Below are 19679 nucleotides of genomic sequence, written 5' to 3'. Positions count from 1 at the left end.
ATCAGGAAGCAGCTGTTTTTACCATTACGGAACTGATTACAGAATATTTAAATATTAGTAATCGAAGTCGCCGCCACCCATACCACCACCACCAGCAGGCGCAGCATCTTTAGGCTCAGGCTTGTCAACTATGATACATTCGGTTGTCAACACCATACCAGCGATAGAAGCAGCGTTTTGCAGAGCAGAACGAGTCACTTTGGCAGGGTCTACAATGCCAGCACCTAACAAATCAACGAACTCGTTGGTTGCAGCATTGTAGCCAATGTTGAATTCCTTCTCTTTGACGCGCTCAGCGATGACAGCACCGTTCTGACCAGCGTTTTCAGCAATCCGCTTCAGAGGCGCAGGTAAAGCACGAACGACAATCAAAGCACCAATCAACTCTTCATCCTTAAGATTAATCTTTGCCCACTCTTCCAATACGGGAGCAAGGTGAGCCAGAGTTGTACCACCGCCAGGAACAATGCCTTCTTCCACAGCAGCCTTGGTGGCGTTGATAGCGTCTTCTAGGCGGAGCTTCTTGTCTTTCATTTCGGTTTCAGTGGCTGCACCCACTTTTACCACGGCGACACCACCAGAGAGTTTAGCTAGGCGCTCTTGCAGCTTTTCTTTGTCGTAGGAAGATTCAGTTTCGTCGATTTGACGACGAATCTGCTCAACACGAGCTTTGACAGCAGCTTCGTTACCTTCAGCAACAATTGTGGTGTTGTCTTTGGTGATGGTGATGCGGCGAGCTTTGCCCAGGCTTTCCAGCTTGGTATTTTCCAGCTTTAAACCAGCATCTTCAGTGACCAGTTGACCACCAGTCAATACAGCTATGTCTTCCAGCATAGCTTTGCGGCGATCGCCAAAACCAGGAGCTTTAACAGCAGCAACATTTAGTACACCGCGTAAGCGGTTTACTACTAGGGTTGCCAAAGCTTCTTTTTCGATATCTTCAGCGATAATCACCAGGGGACGACCTGCACGAGCTACTTGCTCCAGAACTGGTACAAGGTCTTGTACTAGGGCAATTTTCTTATCAGTCAGCAACAGATAAGGCTCATCGAAAATCGCTTCCATCCGCTCAGGGTCAGTGGCGAAATAGGGAGAGATGTAGCCTTTATCAAAGCGCATCCCTTCAGTGATTTCCAACTCAGTAAACATAGATTTCCCTTCTTCCAGGGAAATTACGCCTTCTTTGCCTACTTTGTCCATTGCTTGGGCAATCATCTGACCAACTTCTTCATCGTTGCCAGCTGAGATAGAACCCACTTGAGCAATGGCTTTAGAATCTTCTACAGGACGAGCATGTTCTTTGATTTTTTCTACCAGGAAATTGGTAGCTTTATCAATACCGCGCTTCAGCAAAATCGCATTAGCACCAGCTGCAACGTTCCGTAAGCCTTCTTTGACGATAGCGTGAGCTAAAACGGTGGCAGTGGTGGTGCCATCGCCCGCAGCATCGTTGGTCTTAGAAGCAGCTTGACGAATCAGAGCCACGCCAGTGTTTTCAATATGGTCTTCTAATTCGATTTCTTTAGCGATGGTTACACCGTCATTAACGATTTGCGGTGCGCCAAATTTCTTTTCTAGGACTACGTTACGACCTTTGGGGCCAAGGGTAACAGCTACAGCCTCGGCCAAGATGTCAATGCCTCGCTCTAAGGCACGACGGGCGTTTTCGTTGTAGATAATGCGCTTTGCCATAGGTGTCTAAATTCAGAGAGTAAGTCAACTTTTTCTTGAATTGGGCATTGGGCATCGGGCATTGAGTATTGGTGATTGTCTTTGTTTTTGACATTCCCTGTTCCCCATTCCCGATTCCCAGTTAGATAACCACTGCTAAAATATCTTTTTCAGAAAGCAGTACATATTCTTCGGTGCCGAGTTTGATGTCGGTGCCAGCGTACTTGGAGTACAGCACCTTATCTCCGACTTTAATTTCCAATTCCTGACGGCTACCGTCGTCGTTACGCTTACCAGGGCCAAGGGCGACTACTTCCCCTACCTGGGGCTTTTCCTTGGCGGTGTCGGGTAAATACAGACCACCTGCGGTCTTTTCTTCAGAGGCGCTCACTTTCACGAAAACGCGATCGCTTAAAGGTTTAACTGTAGAAACGCTTAGAGATACAGCTGCCATATTAATTTCTCCAGAGTTTTAGCACTCTCAACTCCTGAGTGCTAATTTACCGAAAAGCGGCGTGTAATGGCAACAATTTCCTTAGTACGGGTTCCCGAACCAGAGAAGCGCAGGTCTACTTAAGTATAAATGCTTGATTATTGCCGGCTTTCAGATTCCCTTGCGTAAGTTCCGAATATTTTTATGTAGACAACTTTATTTGCAAACCTGGGAAATTGTTATAGAACTGTAATCAGGGAGCCGCTCGATGAGTAACAATCCAGTGATCCAGTCCAGCCATCCAATCCCCAAAACCACTAAGCCTCTAGAACATAAAGCCTTAAGTAATTGTGTAGAAACTCTAGGACTGGCTAAAATTCAGCGACACATTTTTATTTGTGCTGACCAGACAGTTGCTAACTGCTGCTCAAAACAAGCTAGTCTGGAGTCTTGGGAATACTTAAAAACGCGACTTAAAGAGCTAAAACTCGACGAAGCGCGAGATGGTCGTCCCATTTACGTCTTTAGAACCAAAGCCAATTGCTTGCGCGTTTGTTGTTCTGGGCCGATAATGGTGGTTTACCCAGATGGGGTTTGGTATCGCCAAGCAAACCCGGAAGTTATTGAGCGGATCATCCAAGAACACTTAATAGGCAATAAGGTGGTAGAAGAATATGCATTTTTAACCCATCCTTTGCCAGAAACTTCCCTGGTTTCTTGTGAACATCTAGTAAAGACTTAACATCCGAAAGATATGGTATAGCAGTAAGCTTTAGGAAAGCGCGGGTTGGTTTTGAGGTAGGGTCATCTTAAGCCAACACTTAGTTGTGAATCAGAAAGATTATTTAATCGGTGTTTTTTAGCCCGCCACTTTCAAAGCGATATATAATAGCGCATTATATATACTACTGCTATACGTATCCTTGCTGGACTTTTGCCATCGAGCTACTAATCTCTTGAGAGTGCTCAGCACTTTTGAGACATCGAGGCAGTAAAGGCAAGTTAAGTTGAAAAAAGGACAACATCTCAAATAATCCACCATAGAGGATAACTATTCAAGACATTGATGGACCGAAGCGCAACAAGTGCCACTGCTATGAAAGAGCCCAGCATGAAAGATCACAAACGACTTCTATTGATTGATGATGACCCTAACCTCATCTTGCTGGTGAAGGATTACTTAGAATTTCGGGGATATGAAGTCATCACCGCCGAGAATGGACGAGAAGCTCTGGAAATTTTAGAGCACGATGTTCCAGACATGATCATCTGCGACGTCATGATGCCGGAAATGGACGGATATAATTTTGTGGAACAAGTCCGGCAAAACGAACGAACCAGTTGGATTCCCGTTCTTTTCCTTTCAGCTAAGGGACAAAGCGCGGATCGAGTTAAAGGTCTGAATAAAGGTGCTGATGTATATATGGTCAAGCCCTTTGAGCCAGAAGAACTCGTAGCGCAAGTAGAATCCTCGCTCAAACAAACTATCCGTTGGAAAGAACACCAAGCAAAAGGAGGAGAAAACGGTTCCCGTATTCAGGTTCCCTTCGATGTGCAGTTAACTCCAACAGAACTGAAAGTAGTGCAGTTTGTAGCTAGGGGTTTAGCTAACCGCGAAATTGCTGAAGAATTAAATGTTAGTCAGCGAACAGTCGAAAGCCATGTGTCCAACATGTTGGGCAAAACCAATCTCCATAACCGCACTGAATTAGCGCGGTGGGCGATTGAAAATCAAATGGCATAAATAAAGTTAAGAGTTAAGAGTTAAGAGTTGTTAATTTTTTAACTCCTAACTCCTGACTCCTAACTAAATCTACCACCCATCTTCTTCAGAGTTGGATTGGTGCAAAACTTCTAAATCAAGTTCATCTAGGTAAGTTAAGGCACTTTCAATCTGAGAAGCAGTACCTCGTAATTCCAGCTCAAAACAGCTACATTCAGGTACGTTTGCGCTTACCTGAGCAGCAGCAATAATTACTGTGATGCCATAGTGAGAAACCAATCGTGAAATAACTGGTTGCTCGTGCAATCCTTTGGGTATGTAAACTTGGATACGAGTTTGGGTGCGTCTATTATCTAAAATATCAGTATTAAATTTTACCTGTTTATTTGTAATTGCCATTCTAGCTTCCTACTCGACTTCTTGGATAAGGATTTTGCTTTGCACAATTTCTTTTAAGACTAGCGTTACCTATCATACGCAGGCAAGCAAGAAAGCATTTGTCTTGGCAAACCATAAATCTATACGAATGCGTAAATATTGATTAGTTTGTACTCTATACGGCACTCAATACTGAGTTTTGTTAATAAGTAAGCTAAAACACCTGAAAGTTTGCATATTGACTCATGAGAGTTGTCCAGAGTCAAGATGAGCCAGTCACGTGCGGGGGTTCCCCCCGTTGAGTGAACTGGCGTTCAATAGCAATTCTGGACTCTGGAATGCGTGACTTTTGACAGCCTAAACGCTCATAATATGCAAGTTTATTTGCGTAATAGCTTATTTATGACTCAAATCGCCTGACACCTTGCTTATTATTATTGCGAAACTAAAACTCGGCACTTTGCGGTGTACGCGGGAATGGAATCACATCACGGATATTTCCCATACCCGTCATAAATTGCACGAGTCGCTCAAAACCAAGTCCAAAACCCGCGTGGGGAACAGTACCATAACGACGCAAATCAAGATACCACCACAACTCTTCTGAGTTTAACCCTTGCGCTAACACTCGGCGCTCCAGGACTTCTAGACGTTCTTCCCGTTGAGAACCGCCAACAATTTCGCCAATTTTGGGTGCGAGAATATCCATTGCGCGGACGGTTTTTTCATCGTCGTTTAGGCGCATATAAAAGGCTTTGATTTGTGCTGGATAATCTGTGACGATCGCAGGCTTTTTAAACAATTGCTCAGCTAGGTAGCGTTCATGTTCAGATTGTAAATCTAAACCCCAACTTACAGGATATTCAAACTTGACATCAGCTTTTTCTAAAAGTTTGACAGCTTCTGTATAAGTCAAACGTTCAAATTGATTATTTATAATATTTTCAGCCGTTGCTAACACCGTATTATCAATGCGTTGGTTGAAAAATTCCATGTCTTCTGGGCAAGTTTCCAACACATATTTAAAAATATGTTTGAGAAACGCCTCAGCTAAGTCCATATCGCCTTCCAAATCACAAAAAGCCATTTCTGGCTCAACCATCCAAAATTCTGCTAAGTGGCGGGAGGTGTTGGAATTCTCTGCACGGAAGGTAGGACCAAAGGTGTAGACGTTGCTAAACGCCATCGCCATGACTTCCGCTTCCAACTGTCCGCTAACTGTTAAATATGTTGGTTTACCAAAAAAGTCTTGAGTGTAATCTACTGCTTGATTTTCTGTGCGAGGAATATTTTTTAAATCCAAACTAGTAACACTAAATAGTTCACCTGCGCCTTCGCAGTCACTAGCGGTGATAATTGGGCTGTGTACCCACAAAAAGCCTCTTTCTTGGAAAAATTGGTGAATTGCGGTAGAACAGGCATTTCTGACGCGGAAAACCGCACCAAAGGAATTGGTACGCGATCGCAAATGTCCAATGGTTCGCAAAAACTCAAAGGAATGACGTTTCTTTTGCAGAGGATATGTATCAGGATCAGCTTCGCCGTAAACTTTAACTGTCTCTGCTTTCAACTCAATCCGCTGTCCTTTACCAACAGACGCCACCAGTGTCCCTGTCACTTCCACAGCAGCACCTGTATTCAGCTGTTTCAAGATAACTTCGTAATCTGGCAAATCCTGATTGATGACGACTTGCAAATTAGCTAGCGATGAGCCGTCATTGACTTCAATAAAAGCAAAACCTTTTGACTCGCGTTTTGTTCTTACCCAGCCTTGAACTACGAGAGACTCATCAGGTTGACCACTTCGCAATATTTCTGCAATTCGTCGATTTACCATATTTACCCAGCACAGGATTTCAATATCCAGCCTATAATAACGCCCATTCCACCAAAGCGGACGGCTTGCCAGAAAGGTTTTTTGAGGCTAACCCAAGAGAATAACTGGCTTTCTAAGTTTATTTCTAGCACTTCCAACTGCTGTTTGATTTGCCGTAACTCTGCTTTGATTTCTGGCGTCTGGTGCTTATTATGATTTAGTTTGTTAAAACGTTGTTGCCATTCTGCCTTTGAAAGGCGATCGCGTTGCACTTGATTATAGCGTTCTTTTAAGGATAGGAGCGATCGCTCTATTTCCCCTAGTTCTTGTTCAAAATCTGGTTCGGCATTTTCCGCTGGCGGCTGCGATTGTTTAGGCGGCTTCATTTACAAGTAGTACAGTAGAAGTAAATTCAACTTTGCCAAAAGTTAATTGTCAATAGTCGATAGTTAAGATTTTGACTACGAACTGTTGACTGTGGACTCAGAATTCAACACGCAGGACTCAGAATCATGTCTCAATCAACCCAGCTGCCTAAAACCAGTCAACTGAATGAATTTAGCACTTTGGAACTAGCCCAGACGCTGATGGAAAGACTAAGCATTTCTCCTAACGATTGGCATCGCCTCAAGTCTAACCGTAATTCTCGCGCCAATGAACAAGTAGCAGCAGCAGTCGTGTATCTGCTCAAAAATCAGCCACAAGAAGCTATCGCTAGATTAGAACAAGCAGTTGGTTGGTTAGATCGCTCTATTTCGGCCCCACCTTGTCCAAGCCACGGCGAACATAAGAAAATAGTAGAAGAATAGGCTTTCGATTAACTCCTACTCCCCCACTCCTCTAAATTATCGCCGCAGAGATAGCCGGGGGCGATTTTCCATTTGTTTACAAAGTCTTAATTCTGTGCCTTTGCGGTTCCACTCTACCTGATCAAAAATTTGATGCAGGAGACATAAACCACGACCACTTTCTGCCTCATCTGGTGGCAGATAGTCTGTTGGTTCGTCATCATCATTAGCAGATGAGGGACAAAAGCCACTGCCTTGGTCTGATATTATCCACCAATATTGATTATCTATTAAAGAAAAACGGACTACAACTCTTTTACTAGGATCAAGATTATTGCCATGTTTGGCTGCGTTTACTAAGGCTTCTTGAAGCCCTAGTCGCAGTTCTGCTTGCAGCTTTGCTGGAATCTCTGCCAACAGTAGATCTAATATTGGACAAAGATAGAGAGTTGAGGCGAAACTAATTGTGCCCCAGTAACGTCCAACTGGACGAAGCGAAATGGTAATCACAAGAGAAACCCCATAGCTTTCAGTTAGCTAGACATCAGTTTGCTTTAACAGGCACCCTGATAAAAGTTGAGGTGGTCATGCTGCCTTCAAACTTGCGTCTTTAAAACTAAATTTTGAAAATGCTAGGGAGCATTGACTCAATGAATGAGTTAGGATTGTTCGGATATATAACGGCTAAGATTAACCTGATAATAGATTCAGCAACTTAAAAGATGCTTGAAATTTGAAGGAGTATTTTCATACTCTACTGTTTGCCGATCTGTAATTTAGACAACCCATTTCATGTTTTTAAGAGCCTATGCAACTTGAATTTATTTAAACAAAATGAAATTTATTTTTAGCTTAATTCGATTTTAGCATTTTTAGTATGCACTAGATTACAAATTTCCAGTTAGAGTTTTTGTGAAAGACTCAGCACCCTTATCCAAATGTGATAGCACAAGAAAAGCGGCAGCTTCCACATGAGCCGTTTGGGGAAAAAAATCAGCAGGTTGCACCCGTGTGATGTCATACTGCCCGTTTTGACAAAGTAGTTTGAGATCACGGGCGAGGGTAGCTACTTTACAGCTAAGGTAAACGATTCGAGATGGTTTAGTTTGGAGTAAAGTATCGATAACAGCGCGATCGCATCCCTTACGTGGCGGGTCGAGTAGAACTACTTCTGGTATTATGCCCATTTTTGGGAGCAATTTTTCCACTGCCCCGACTTGGAATGTCACATTATTAATTTCGTTATGCTGAGCGTTTAGAATAGCTTGTTCCACCGCTGCTGGTTGCACTTCTAACCCTGTAACTTGGCGTACTTGTTTGGCGAGGGGTAAAGTTAAAGTTCCAATGCCACAATAAGCATCGACTAACACTTCATGCCCTTGAAGATTCAGTTCTGACTGAATTATCTGCAATAGCGCCTCTGCTGTTTCTGTATAAATCTGAAAAAATGTATCTGGGCGCACTTGAAATTCCAATCCAGCAAACTTTTCTTGCAGGTAGGGGACTCCAGCAATGCAACGGGTTTCATTTCCAAAGATCACATTTGTGCGATCGCGATTCTGATTCAGAGACACACCCACTAATTGGGGATAGCGCTTCAACCATTCTTGGGCTTGGTTTTCAATTCCTGCTAAATTCCAGTCCTTCACCACCAAAGTCAGCAACATTTCCCCTGTGCGCCGTCCAATGCGTAAACCAAGATGGCGAATTTGCCCTTGATGACGCTGTTCATCGTAAATTTGCCAGCCCTGTTTTTGAATGTCCTGCTTAACTTCGGCCAGTAAAGGATTTAATCGCGTGTCCTGAACTGGACATTGATTTAGGTTAATTAATTGGTGGCTACCTTTTTGGTAATAACCAGCTTGGACTTGTCCTGTAGCCGATCTGCTTAGAGGATAGGTAGCTTTGTTGCGGTAACTTAAAGCAGAAGGAGCAGCGAGTACCGGATCTACAGGTGGTTGGATAAAACCGCCAATGCGTTCCAAAGCTTGGATAACTTGATTACGCTTGGCTATTAACTGGTAATCATAATTAATATGTTGCCACTGGCAACCACCACACTTATCAGCCACAATGCAACTAGGTCGGATCCGGTGAGGTGATGGTTGCAATAGCTGCTGGAGCTTACCATGAGCGTATTTAGGTTTAACATGTATCAAGCGTACAATAGCGCGATCGCCTGGGACAGTATCCGGGACAAATACTACGCGTTCATCAAAGCGTCCTACACCCTCGCCTGTATCATTTAAGTCGGCGATCGTAACTTCAATTAATTCACCTTGTTGCCAAACTATTTTAGTCATTGGTCAGCAGTTAGGAGTCAGTGTCAGTATTAGAGACGCGATTATACTCTTGCGATCAGCCTTTCTCCTATGGCCCCCGCTAGGCGTAGCTTGCTTAAGAGCAGGGGTATAAGTTCGGGGGTGACGCTCGAACGCAAGAGCGTGTCTCAGACAAGACTCGCTCTTAGCGTTTCCCCTTGGGAGAAGACTGCGACCCCCTCACCGCTCTGGGAGCGTCTACGCAACTGTACAGGAGCCAGGAGACAAAAGACAGGAGTCAGTAGTAATATTATATTTTGCTTCCCCACTCCCCCACTCCCCACTCTTCCTGTGCCTCATCTCCCTCATCTCTCTTCACTTGTGTACCTCCAACTCGTTAAACTAGCAAATAATATTTCTTTGCGTGATTGCAATAATCATGACTGTAATTAGCCAAGTTATTCTCAAAGCCGACGACGAACTGCGCTATCCCAGCAGTGGCGAACTCAAGAGTATCGAAGAATTTTTGCAAACCGGCATACAACGGACGCGGATTGCTGCGACCCTAGCTGAAAACGAAAAAAAGATTGTTCAAGAAGCAACCAAACAGCTTTGGCAGAAGCGGCCCGATTTTATTTCACCCGGTGGCAATGCTTATGGAGAACGTCAGCGTTCTCTATGTATCCGTGACTTTGGCTGGTACTTGCGCCTGATTACCTATGGCGTACTTGCCGGCGACAAAGAGCCAATTGAAAAAATCGGTTTAATTGGCGTGCGGGAAATGTATAACTCACTCGGTGTTCCCGTACCAGGAATGGTAGAAGCCATCAATTCACTGAAAAAAGCCTCCCTTGGCTTACTAAGTGCGGAAGATGCTATCGAAGCATCACCATACTTTGATTACATCATTCAAGCGATGTCTTAATGCAAAGTGTGTGTTGTTTCTAAAAGTGGACTTGCAATCTACTCGATTTAGTGCAAGGCATTAGCGCTCGATACGGATAAAATTCCTAATTTGATCATACCTTCCCCACACTCGGTAGTGGCTGTGGCAAATCTCTGTCAAGTTACCAACCAATTGTGGGGAAATTTTATGGAATTGTCATTTGCTATTTTTGCTAATGACAAATGACAAAAAGCCGACAGTTCCTTACGGAGACTGTCGGCAATTAGTGTGTTCCCTATTAATGACTCGGCTAGAGTTCAGTTGTATTTAATTATGCCAACTTGGCAATTACAGGGAGACGATCTCAATCAAGGATACTTGTGATTGTCATCACTTAACTGTTACAGCTAAACTGCATATAACCAAGTAATTTCATACCTGCTGTAGACATATAGACTTCATAACGTCTGGAATGTTCACTCATATGACAAGAGCTAGTTATAGCTAAACACTTTCTAGATCGGTGCAAAAAAAACCAATTATGTAAAAATTTAGTAAATATTGTGTGAGTATTTACCTTAAGAAAACGAACACAGAATTATCTACATTCTTAGAACTGCACTTAGAGGGCAAGTAAATCGATAGAATAATGCTCTGTTCAATTGGTGCATTACTTCCATGACCGCCACATCCGCTGCTCCCTTTTCCCCTGAAGAAATCGCTGCTGAAGGTCTAAAGCCAGAAGAATACGCAGAAATTGTCCGCCGATTAGGGCGTCATCCTAACAAAGCTGAACTAGGAATGTTTGGGGTGATGTGGTCAGAGCATTGCTGTTATAAAAATTCTCGACCTTTACTCAAACAGTTTCCTACAGATGGGCCCCGCATTCTCGTGGGGCCTGGTGAAAATGCTGGTGTTGTGGACTTAGGCGACGGACTGCAATTGGCTTTTAAGATTGAATCCCACAACCACCCTTCAGCTGTTGAACCATTCCAAGGAGCCGCAACTGGGGTAGGAGGCATCCTGAGAGATATTTTTACAATGGGTGCACGTCCCATTGCCCTATTAAACTCGCTGCGTTTCGGTTCCCTAGAAGATGCCAAAACCCAGCGATTATTTAACGGTGTCGTCGCAGGAATTGCTCATTATGGTAATTGTGTGGGAGTGCCCACTGTCGGCGGCGAAGTTTACTTTGACCTTGCTTACTCTGATAATCCCCTAGTGAATGTTATGGCACTAGGGTTGATGGAAACGCCAGAAATTGTCAAATCTGGGGCATCTGGCTTAGGTAATCCCGTGCTGTATGTTGGTTCCACCACTGGCCGCGACGGCATGGGAGGCGCAAGTTTTGCCAGCGCAGAATTGAGTGATCAGTCAATGGATGACCGTCCCGCAGTGCAAGTGGGCGACCCTTTTTTGGAAAAGTCGTTAATTGAAGCTTGTTTGGAGGCGTTTAAGACAGGTGCAGTTGTTGCTGCACAAGATATGGGAGCAGCTGGTATCAGCTGTTCTACCTCAGAGATGGCAGCAAAGGGCGGTGTAGGGATTGAACTGGATTTAGATAAGATTCCCGTGCGGGAGTTGGGGATGGTTCCGTATGAATACTTACTCTCAGAATCTCAAGAACGGATGCTGTTTGTTGCCCATAAGGGACGTGAGGGGGAGTTAATCGATATTTTCCACCGTTGGGGACTTCAGGCTGTTGTCGCTGGTGTTGTGATTGCTGAACCCATTGTGAAGATTCTGTTTCAGGGTGAAATAGCAGCAGAAATTCCAACTGAGGCGTTAGTGGAAAATACTCCTCTTTATCATCGAGAATTGTTGGCTCAACCGCCAGAATATGCCTTAAAAGCCTGGGAATGGACGCCTGATTCTTTACCCCCCTGTACAATTGCTGGTGTTGAAATTTTAGGACATCTGCAAAGTTGGAATGATATTCTTTTAACTTTGCTCGATACGCCCACGATCGCATCTAAACGCTGGGTATATCGTCAGTATGATCATCAAGTGCAGAACAATACAGTCATCCTACCAGGTGGTGCAGATGCCGCTGTAGTGCGTTTACGCCCCCTAGAAGAAGAGGGGGGGAGTGGAAGAATAGGGGAAGGGAAGAGAAGTCCTACTAATGACCAACGTGGGGTGGCGGCTACGGTAGATTGCAATCCTCGTTATGTTTACCTTGATCCCTACGAGGGTGCTAAGGCTGTGGTGGCAGAAGCTGCACGCAATCTTAGTTGTGTGGGTGCAGAACCTCTGGCGGTGACGGATAACCTGAATTTTGGCTCTCCAGAAAAACCGATTGGTTACTGGCAATTAGCAGAAGCTTGTCGCGGTTTGGCTGAAGGTTGCCGAGAATTAGCAACACCAGTCACAGGCGGAAATGTCTCTCTGTACAACGAAACTCTTGATTCTCAAGGTACTCCTCAACCAATCTATCCCACCCCAGTTGTTGGGATGGTAGGGCTGATTTCCGATTTAACCAAAATTTGCGGTCAAGGTTGGCAAGCGGCCGGGGATGTAATTTATCTTCTTGGATTACCTTTAGCTTCCACAATCAGTCTGGGAGCATCTGAGTATTTAGCCACTATCCACGGCACTATTGCTGGAAAACCGCCACGGGTAGATTTTGATTTGGAACGCCGCGTACAGAAAGTTTGCCGCGAGGGCATTCGTGCTGGTTGGGTACATTCAGCTCACGATTGTGCTGAGGGAGGAGTAGCTATTGCCCTGGCAGAATGTTGTATTGCTGGTAAACTCGGTGCCGAAATCAATATCGACGCAAACCGTTTTGGCGAATCCTCTTGCAGAGAAGATGGGGGCTGTCTCACCGCACTTCTTCGCCTTGATGAAGTGCTTTTTGGCGAAGGTGGGTCACGAATTTTAGTTTCTGTACCCTCAAAACAACAAGAAATTTGGGAATCCTATTTACAGGAACATCTGGGTAAAGAATGGCAAAAATTGGGTATGGTAGGTAATTTCGACACCGATTTGGCGGTTTTAACCGCTGATAACCAAACTTTAATTAAGGTTAGGATCGAAGATATTAGCGATCGCTTTTACAATGCCATTTCTAAACGTCTAGCTATTCACACCACTACCCCCCAGTCCTGATTTCCTAGAATTAGTGAGTTCTAGGTGAAGTCTAAATACTCACTACTTAGCATTCAGAACTATTTACATCCTTGAGCATAATTACGGTACTGTTTTAATAGATGGTTAAAGATTTATTAAGAAATCCGTAACTGTCTAACAACATAATCCCAGTGACTTGACCCCCCCACCAGGAGCAAAGCTAGCATGATTCCCATCCATCCCGTCACTTTGGATGATTACTCCCAACAGACAAACAACCCAATCAATAGTCATGAAAATCGTCCTGATAAGCCAGAAGAAGCTTGCGGTGTTTTTGGCATTTTCGCACCGGGAGAAGATGTTGCGAAGCTGACCTACTTTGGATTATATGCCCTCCAGCACCGGGGTCAAGAATCAGCTGGGATTGCCACATTTGCAGGTACACAAGTACACCTCCACAAAGATATGGGCTTGGTGTCCCAAGTCTTCAATGAATCTATCTTGAACCAGTTACCTGGTAATCTTGCTGTTGGTCACACTCGTTATTCCACAACAGGTTCGAGTCGCAAAGTTAATGCCCAACCTGCTGTACTTGAAACTCGCTTAGGTACATTAGCACTAGCACATAACGGTAATTTAGTCAATACTGTGCAGTTGCGTCAAGAGTTGCTTGAAAACAAATGCAACTTAGTTACGACAACGGACTCAGAAATGATCGCTTTTGCGATCGCGCAAGCAATCAATGCTGGAGCAGATTGGCTCGAAGGTTCCATTCAAGCGTTTCACCGCTGCTATGGAGCCTTTAGTTTAGTCATTGGCACTCCCATTGGCGTTATGGGTGTCCGCGATCCCAATGGCATTCGCCCCTTAGTAATTGGCACTTTAGCGGGTAATCCAGTCCGTTACGTTTTAGCTTCCGAGACTTGTGGTTTAGATATCATTGGAGCCGAATATCTGCGGGACGTAGAACCAGGAGAGTTAGTTTGGATTACCGAAGAAGGTTTGGCTTCTTACCACTGGAGCCAAAAGCTTCAGCGGAAGCTATGTATTTTTGAGATGATTTACTTTGCCCGCCCTGATAGCGTCATGCATAACGAGAGTTTGTATAGTTACCGAATGCGGTTAGGAAGGCAGTTAGCTGAAGAATCTCCCGTAGATGCTGATATTGTCTTTGGTGTTCCTGATTCTGGTATACCTGCTGCTATTGGGTTTTCCCAAGCCTCTGGAGTAGCCTATGTTGAAGGACTGATTAAAAATCGCTACGTTGGGCGAACCTTCATTCAGCCCACACAAACTATGCGCGAGTCGGGTATCCGCATGAAACTAAACCCCCTCAAAGATGTATTGGCGGGTAAGCGTGTGATCATTGTAGATGATTCCATTGTCCGGGGTACTACTAGCCGTAAACTAGTCAAAACCTTGCGTGAAGCAGGTGCAGTGGAAGTACACATGCGAATTTCTTCCCCCCCAGTAACTCACCCCTGCTTTTATGGCATCGATACTGATAGCCAGGATCAGCTAATTGCTGCTACCAAGTCAGTAGAAGAAATCGCTAAGCAACTGGAAGTGGATAGCCTTGCCTATCTCAGTTGGGAGGGAATGCTAGAAGCTACGCAAGAAGACACCAATAGTTTCTGTTCCGCCTGCTTCACTGGAGATTATCCTGTGGCGATTCCTGAGCAGGTGAAGCGTTCTAAGCTGATATTGGAAAAAGAAAAAGTAGTAGTGTAACGATTGGGGACTGAAGTAGGGTTGAGGGTACAGATTATTCCTGATCGCCTTTCCCCTAACCACAGTCCCCGCCCAGGCTAAAATTAATAGATCCTCTAAATAGAATTGTAGATTGGCGTAAGCAACAGGTGGAAGTTTATCGACGCGAACAAGCAAGTTTAAACAGGACTTACGCAAGTGTCATATTTTTAACGCCAGAGGTTGTCCAGAGTCAAAAGTCCAAAAAACCTTCTTATACCAGAAGCCTTGTGTGCCAGTTGCGTAAGTCCTAACTTAAACACCATGAAAGCGATGTCTGACGACAAGCCGCTTTGCGTCTACGCTTATTCAAAAACTTAATTGTGCTGTAAAAACTCAACTTTGGGCAATAAAGGATCACTAACAATACCCACACCGCTAAAACCCCAGCGTTTCAACAAGTTTCCCACCTGCGTACCAGGAATAGATTCCACAGCAAAACGGCTTGCAACTTCTGCTGCGTGGGTATTTAGATAACTTAAGGCGTCAAAATTTTCCCGAAACAATAACAAATAACTTGATGCGTCGTCGGCATTGGGACGAGCTATGAGATAACGTCCGTCAGTTTGTGAACGCACCAGGTAATAGAGTTCTGAGAGCATGGGGATGGGGAAAGGGAGAGAGGGGGAGAGGGGGAGCAGGTGGAGAAATAACCAATGGCTCCTGTCTTATGACTCTTAACAAGTGACAAATGACCAATGACTAATTAAGATTTTCTAGTTGAATACGCGGATCGGCTGCTTTGAGCATCAAGTCGGCGATTAAATTGCCAACAATCAGCAGCACTGCACCCATTACCAAGCTTGCCATTAACAAATATAAATCTTGAGCTTGTAAAGCTTGTAAAGTCAATCTCCCTAAACCGGGCCAGTTAAAGAAAAATTCGGCAATGAATGCACCATTTAATAAACCGGCTAATTCAAAACCCAATAAGGTAATTAAGGGATTTATTGCATTACGGAGAGCATGAACGTAAATCACGCGATTTTCTGGTAGTCCTTTGGCACGGGCCGTTTGGATATAATCTTGACGTAGAACATCCAATAATTCGCCGCGAGTGATGCGCTGCAAACCAGCAAAGCTAGTAATCGACAGGGCAATAGTTGGTAAAATCATGTGCCAACCGATATCTAGAAATCTGCCAAACCAAGACAGTTCTGCATGATTAATGCTAGTCATGCTACCTACTGGAAACAGCGGTGAGGTCATTTGGGCAAAAACCAGTAGCGCTAAGGCGGTAATGAAACTGGGAAAGCCTTGTCCGGCATAGCTAACTACTTGTAAAATCCGGTCAGCTAGCTTATTTTGCTGGACAGCTGCAAAGATTCCTAAAGGGATAGCGATCGCCCAAGTTGCAATTAAAGATGCGATCGCCAATAGCAAAGTTGCTGGTACTCGTTCCCACAACAAGGACGCCACCGAACGCTGGTAAACAAAACTCGTACCGAAATCCCCTTTTGTCAAGATTCGCCACAGCCACAGCCCAAATTGCTCTGGCCAAGATTTATCAAGTCCAAACTGCCGCTTGATTTCCTCTATTCTTTCTGGGGATATCTTAGGATTTTGCCGTAGCGTATCTACATAATCCCCTGGAGCAAGTTGAATGATAAAAAACGACAACGCTGACGCCAAAAACAAAGTTAGTAGTGCCTGCAATAGCCGCTTCGCCACATAAATAAAAGTCTCATTTGTGACTAGCCTGATTAGCCAATCCCGTCCTGTCTCCAAGGAAATTTTTGTAGATGTCATTTGTCATTTGTCCTTTGTCTTTTGTCATCTATCATTTGTCCTTTGTCTAGTAACTAATAACTAATGACCATTGACTAATATTCAATTAAAGAGATAATCGGCACATCCGGCAGATGTTTACGCCCTTGCAAATCTCGTAGCTCGATAATAAACCCAAACCCCACCAGTTTGCAGCCATTATTCTGTACCAACTTTGCTGTTGCACTCGCAGTTCCACCTGTTGCAATCAGATCGTCCACAATCAAAATTCGGCTACCTGGGTGCAAAGCGTCTTGATGTACTTCTAGGCAGTCCGTACCATACTCTAGTTCATATTCAATTGAGTGAACTGCTGCTGGTAACTTACCTCTTTTGCGGACGGGAATAAAACCAGATCCTAATTTATAAGCTAGAGGTGAGGCAAAAATGAACCCCCGCGACTCCATACCAACAATATAATCCGCTTTGATCTCAGCTTCTATACATTTTTGTGTAAAAATGTCAATAGTGTAGCGCAGTCCCTCCGGATCGCGCAGCAGCGTAGTAATATCCCGAAATAAAATTCCGGGTTTAGGAAAATCTGGGATGTCACGAATTAGAGACTTCAAATCCATAAAACAGGGATTGGGGATTAGAGAATAGGGAATGGGGGGTTGAAGAGGGAAAAGGTTAAAGGGTAAGTAGTAAAGGGGAAAATAAATTCCTGTTGCCTTTCTCCCTTCCTAGTCTGTAGTACTCAGTTTCCAGTTCTCAATCCCCAATTCCCGATACCTGAAAAATCGTACACTATAATGTCATACGCTGGGGATCGAAGCTTAAGTTTTGTCGTTTATTGACGATAATTAGAATCTAAACCAAGCTAGGGAAAGTATTGCACTCACAAATGAGGTGGATAAACTTATGCTTTAAAAATTTGATTTTAGTATACGGGAACTTTTGAGTAGAAAGAGTAAGTAATGTATATATCAGGTAGTTATATTACTGCCACAGGCTTAATGTTCTTACATTTGGCTACCTATCTTAAATTTGTTTTACCTAGTCTGTTGGAACCGCAAAAGGTATTTATAGAATGAATGTCTCCGCAAGTTTAACGCCTTTCAACAGTCCAACTCAAGAGTCGCTGCCAACGATTCTGGAGACTTTACCAGATCCTGCGATCGCCGGACAGGGATGTCCTCGGAGAACCCGCCTGCAAATTGATCTAATTTTATTGGCGATTGAAGCCTTGGAGCTTGGTGGTTCTGAAGCTATCCTGACTTTTGCCCAAGAGCTCGATCTTAAAGGAATTATTAAAGACAGAGTAAATCTATGGCGGATGCGTAGCTCTAATCCCTTACGACGAGCGCATATCCGCCGCCCCTTAACCATTATAGAAGCAAAAGCTTTGGTGGTAATTGCTTGCTACATAGCGCGGCGTTTAACTGTTGTCATCCGCCAGCTACTAATGATATATCAACAAATGGATGAAAAGCAGATTCCACTAGAACAAAATTTACGGCTATCTAATTATTTAGAGCGGTTTAGAGCGCATTTTAAGAGCCGGATGAATGCTCGACGTTCTGGTGTACTAGCATTGAGTTCTGATGCCAAATTAGATGAATTGGCTATCCATTTATTGGGACAATTACTATTCTGTACCGGTACGGCGGGAATGCAACGGTTCTGGATTAGTCTTTTTGACGGTGAAGTAGAATGAATATTCAACGTAAGTACAGTCTACCTAATTGTACACTGCTTTTAGAAGGGTTAAGTGATATCACTAGGGCCGCAAACTTTCAGGAACTGCGCCCAGAACTGTCAATATTGGTAAATGCAGAATGCTATTTATCTGGTTATAATCAGCCCTTAGTAGGAGGGCGAGAATTTTTTGAAAGTTTGGTAAGGGCGGTTAGTGCCTATGCCCAAGAATTTTTGAGTAATGTAACAAATCCCCAAGCGCACAATCAAGAGTCTGAATTAGTAGAGTTTCAGAAAATTGACAGCAACCAACACAGGTTAATTGTGCATTCGGAGAGTTCCCCAGAAAATTTTGAGTCTAAGCCTAACTCTCCTCAGCGTCCGCCTATTCAAATAGATTTGAGTACGGTACAGTTGTTTGACTTAGTGGAAGCAGTAGATCAGTTTTTTGCTGATACCCAAACTTTACCAGAACTGTCATTAGAACTACAACCAGTTACCAGACGCTATGGCGGTGCTAGTTCAGCCTTTGTCAAACAGGCAATACCCGCTGCCGTGGGAGTCTCAAGTTTAGCAGTGGCCGCGATCGCCTTTAATTTAATTCCACCTCCCCAAGTGCGTCCACCAGAGCCGAAGCCAGATGAGCAGGCTAGCTCAATACCCAGCGTCACCCCTTCCGCATCGCCTGTGACGACGCCCATAGCAGCTGCTGCAATCCCCACACCATCGCCCATAGCTGCTACAACTCCTGCATCCACCACCAAGCCAGCAATTACAGATTTAGAAGCACTGCTAAATACTGTTTCAGAAATTACTGATGCATCCCAACTACGAGCATTGAATCGCCAAGTATATAACCAAATTCATCCAGCTTGGACTAATCGTTTAGGATTAAAGCAAGAATTAATCTATCGTGTGGGTGTAGCGGCGGATGGGGCGATCGTTGGTTATAAAGCACTGAATAAAGAGGCCAATCAAGGAGTGCAGCAAACTCCTCTACCTAACCTCTTATATAATCCTGCTAACCGCGCTCCCATTTCTAATGAGCCGATCGCTCAATTCCGAGTAGTATTTACTAGACAAGGTGTACTGGAAGTTAGCCCTTGGCGGGGATACTTCAGCACACCAGAGGTAGTTGGGGAAAAAATTACTGACTCCAAAACAATCAAGGGTTTAAACCAAAAGCTTTATAAGACAGTTCGCCAAAGTTGGAGTGGTAAACCCACTTTTACACGAGATTTGAAATATCGGGTAGCAGTCAACAAAGATGGTGTAATCGCCGATTATGAACCACTCAATCAAGTTGCGTTCGACTATTTCCGGGAAACACCTCTACCCAAGATGTTCCAAGCCATTTACGGCTCTAATGTAGCTGCTCCCAATAACAAAGAACCTCTTGCCCATTTTCAAGTACTATTCAAGCCTAGCGGCACACTTGAAGTCATTCCTTGGCAAGGATATCAGTAATTGGGGCATGGGGGATAGGGGATTGGGCAT

General features: G+C 44.1%; 18 protein-coding genes. 8 read left to right on the top strand and 10 right to left on the bottom strand.

Annotation, left to right across the window (positions count from 1 at the left end; all coding sequences use genetic code 11):
* Positions 1–54 precede the first annotated feature (54 nt).
* Complete coding sequence (gene groL, locus IQ246_RS05420) at positions 55–1692, bottom strand: chaperonin GroEL (RefSeq protein WP_194000854.1); 1638 nt, start codon at positions 1690–1692, stop codon at positions 55–57.
* A 121-nt stretch (positions 1693–1813) separates the two neighbouring features.
* Positions 1814–2125 carry a co-chaperone GroES gene (gene groES / locus IQ246_RS05415; protein WP_162394337.1) on the bottom strand — a complete coding sequence of 104 codons (312 nt, stop codon included), beginning with the start codon at positions 2123–2125 and terminating at the stop codon, positions 1814–1816.
* Positions 2126–2372: 247 nt separating this feature from the next.
* Here groES and IQ246_RS05410 point away from each other — a divergent pair, with 247 nt between their 5' ends.
* Both IQ246_RS05410 and IQ246_RS05405 read left to right on the top strand, forming a co-directional pair.
* The gene (locus IQ246_RS05410; protein ID WP_194000852.1) at positions 2373–2846 is read left to right on the top strand and encodes a ferredoxin; all 474 of its coding nucleotides are present in this window, start codon (positions 2373–2375) and stop codon (positions 2844–2846) included.
* A gap of 324 nt (positions 2847–3170) precedes the next feature.
* On the top strand, positions 3171–3848 hold the full coding sequence (locus IQ246_RS05405; RefSeq protein ID WP_194000850.1) for a response regulator transcription factor: 678 nt from the start codon (positions 3171–3173) through the stop codon (positions 3846–3848).
* A 69-nt stretch (positions 3849–3917) separates the two neighbouring features.
* Here IQ246_RS05405 and IQ246_RS05400 read toward each other — a convergent pair whose 3' ends face one another.
* From IQ246_RS05400 to IQ246_RS05390, 3 genes are all read right to left on the bottom strand, one after another.
* Entirely contained in the window at positions 3918–4226 is a 309-nt protein-coding gene (locus tag IQ246_RS05400; RefSeq protein ID WP_194000848.1) for an NIL domain-containing protein, read from the bottom strand.
* Positions 4227–4650: 424 nt separating this feature from the next.
* Positions 4651–6042, bottom strand: a complete 1392-nt coding sequence (gene asnS, locus IQ246_RS05395) for an asparagine--tRNA ligase (RefSeq protein WP_194000846.1) — start codon at positions 6040–6042, stop codon at positions 4651–4653.
* A gap of 2 nt (positions 6043–6044) precedes the next feature.
* Positions 6045–6407, bottom strand: coding sequence for a hypothetical protein (locus IQ246_RS05390; RefSeq protein ID WP_194000844.1), 363 nt, complete (start codon positions 6405–6407; stop codon positions 6045–6047).
* A 126-nt stretch (positions 6408–6533) separates the two neighbouring features.
* Here IQ246_RS05390 and IQ246_RS05385 point away from each other — a divergent pair, with 126 nt between their 5' ends.
* Positions 6534–6830, top strand: a complete 297-nt coding sequence (locus IQ246_RS05385) for a DUF6439 family protein (protein ID WP_194000842.1) — start codon at positions 6534–6536, stop codon at positions 6828–6830.
* Between the two features lie 36 nt (positions 6831–6866).
* On the opposite strand, the gene IQ246_RS05380 is transcribed toward IQ246_RS05385, so the two are convergent.
* Both IQ246_RS05380 and rlmD read right to left on the bottom strand, forming a co-directional pair.
* Positions 6867–7319, bottom strand: coding sequence for an anti-sigma regulatory factor (locus tag IQ246_RS05380; RefSeq protein WP_194000840.1), 453 nt, complete (start codon positions 7317–7319; stop codon positions 6867–6869).
* Positions 7320–7696: 377 nt separating this feature from the next.
* On the bottom strand, positions 7697–9112 hold the full coding sequence (gene rlmD, locus IQ246_RS05375) for a 23S rRNA (uracil(1939)-C(5))-methyltransferase RlmD (protein ID WP_194000838.1): 1416 nt from the start codon (positions 9110–9112) through the stop codon (positions 7697–7699).
* A 397-nt stretch (positions 9113–9509) separates the two neighbouring features.
* Between rlmD and IQ246_RS05370 the strand changes: the two genes are divergently transcribed.
* The 3 genes from IQ246_RS05370 to purF all read left to right on the top strand — a co-directional run bounded on the left by IQ246_RS05370 (position 9510) and on the right by purF (position 14759).
* Positions 9510–9995, top strand: a complete 486-nt coding sequence (locus tag IQ246_RS05370) for an allophycocyanin subunit alpha-B (RefSeq protein ID WP_162394330.1) — start codon at positions 9510–9512, stop codon at positions 9993–9995.
* A 639-nt stretch (positions 9996–10634) separates the two neighbouring features.
* On the top strand, positions 10635–13067 hold the full coding sequence (purL, locus tag IQ246_RS05365) for a phosphoribosylformylglycinamidine synthase subunit PurL (protein ID WP_194000836.1): 2433 nt from the start codon (positions 10635–10637) through the stop codon (positions 13065–13067).
* Between the two features lie 186 nt (positions 13068–13253).
* Complete coding sequence (gene purF, locus IQ246_RS05360; RefSeq protein WP_194000834.1) at positions 13254–14759, top strand: amidophosphoribosyltransferase; 1506 nt, start codon at positions 13254–13256, stop codon at positions 14757–14759.
* A gap of 335 nt (positions 14760–15094) precedes the next feature.
* Here purF and IQ246_RS05355 read toward each other — a convergent pair whose 3' ends face one another.
* The 3 genes from IQ246_RS05355 to IQ246_RS05345 form a co-directional block, all read right to left on the bottom strand.
* A complete protein-coding gene (locus tag IQ246_RS05355; protein WP_194000832.1) occupies positions 15095–15379 on the bottom strand; it encodes a hypothetical protein in 285 nt (94 codons plus the stop codon).
* A gap of 100 nt (positions 15380–15479) precedes the next feature.
* Positions 15480–16526 (bottom strand): ABC transporter permease, encoded by a 1047-nt coding sequence (locus IQ246_RS05350; RefSeq protein WP_194000830.1) that lies wholly within the window; start codon positions 16524–16526, stop codon positions 15480–15482.
* A 74-nt stretch (positions 16527–16600) separates the two neighbouring features.
* Positions 16601–17119, bottom strand: a complete 519-nt coding sequence (locus IQ246_RS05345) for an adenine phosphoribosyltransferase (protein ID WP_194000828.1) — start codon at positions 17117–17119, stop codon at positions 16601–16603.
* Positions 17120–17574: 455 nt separating this feature from the next.
* Between IQ246_RS05345 and IQ246_RS05340 the strand changes: the two genes are divergently transcribed.
* Positions 17575–18201, top strand: a complete 627-nt coding sequence (locus IQ246_RS05340) for a DUF3038 domain-containing protein (RefSeq protein WP_194000826.1) — start codon at positions 17575–17577, stop codon at positions 18199–18201.
* Positions 18198–19649: a DUF4335 domain-containing protein gene (locus IQ246_RS05335; RefSeq protein WP_194000824.1), complete on the top strand. Its 1452-nt coding sequence runs from the start codon at positions 18198–18200 to the stop codon at positions 19647–19649. The genes IQ246_RS05340 and IQ246_RS05335 overlap by 4 nt, the downstream gene beginning before the upstream one ends.
* Positions 19650–19679 lie beyond the last annotated feature (30 nt).

The sequence above is a fragment of the aff. Roholtiella sp. LEGE 12411 genome, from assembly GCF_015206995.1.
Classification (GTDB): Bacteria; Cyanobacteriota; Cyanobacteriia; order Cyanobacteriales; family Nostocaceae; genus Komarekiella.
The sequence above is the reverse complement of the archived record's forward strand: the minus strand, read 5'-3'. Positions and strand labels throughout refer to the sequence as shown.

Coding starts and splice junctions, on each gene's coding strand:
- groL (WP_194000854.1), bottom strand. CDS start 1,692: ATGGCAAAGCGCATTATCTACAACGAAAACGCCCGTCGTGCCTTAGAG.
- groES (WP_162394337.1), bottom strand. CDS start 2,125: ATGGCAGCTGTATCTCTAAGCGTTTCTACAGTTAAACCTTTAAGCGAT.
- IQ246_RS05410 (WP_194000852.1), top strand. CDS start 2,373: ATGAGTAACAATCCAGTGATCCAGTCCAGCCATCCAATCCCCAAAACC.
- IQ246_RS05405 (WP_194000850.1), top strand. CDS start 3,171: ATGGACCGAAGCGCAACAAGTGCCACTGCTATGAAAGAGCCCAGCATG.
- IQ246_RS05400 (WP_194000848.1), bottom strand. CDS start 4,226: ATGGCAATTACAAATAAACAGGTAAAATTTAATACTGATATTTTAGAT.
- asnS (WP_194000846.1), bottom strand. CDS start 6,042: ATGGTAAATCGACGAATTGCAGAAATATTGCGAAGTGGTCAACCTGAT.
- IQ246_RS05390 (WP_194000844.1), bottom strand. CDS start 6,407: ATGAAGCCGCCTAAACAATCGCAGCCGCCAGCGGAAAATGCCGAACCA.
- IQ246_RS05385 (WP_194000842.1), top strand. CDS start 6,534: ATGTCTCAATCAACCCAGCTGCCTAAAACCAGTCAACTGAATGAATTT.
- rlmD (WP_194000838.1), bottom strand. CDS start 9,112: ATGACTAAAATAGTTTGGCAACAAGGTGAATTAATTGAAGTTACGATC.
- IQ246_RS05370 (WP_162394330.1), top strand. CDS start 9,510: ATGACTGTAATTAGCCAAGTTATTCTCAAAGCCGACGACGAACTGCGC.
- purL (WP_194000836.1), top strand. CDS start 10,635: ATGACCGCCACATCCGCTGCTCCCTTTTCCCCTGAAGAAATCGCTGCT.
- purF (WP_194000834.1), top strand. CDS start 13,254: ATGATTCCCATCCATCCCGTCACTTTGGATGATTACTCCCAACAGACA.
- IQ246_RS05355 (WP_194000832.1), bottom strand. CDS start 15,379: ATGCTCTCAGAACTCTATTACCTGGTGCGTTCACAAACTGACGGACGT.
- IQ246_RS05350 (WP_194000830.1), bottom strand. CDS start 16,526: ATGACATCTACAAAAATTTCCTTGGAGACAGGACGGGATTGGCTAATC.
- IQ246_RS05345 (WP_194000828.1), bottom strand. CDS start 17,119: ATGGATTTGAAGTCTCTAATTCGTGACATCCCAGATTTTCCTAAACCC.
- IQ246_RS05340 (WP_194000826.1), top strand. CDS start 17,575: ATGAATGTCTCCGCAAGTTTAACGCCTTTCAACAGTCCAACTCAAGAG.
- IQ246_RS05335 (WP_194000824.1), top strand. CDS start 18,198: ATGAATATTCAACGTAAGTACAGTCTACCTAATTGTACACTGCTTTTA.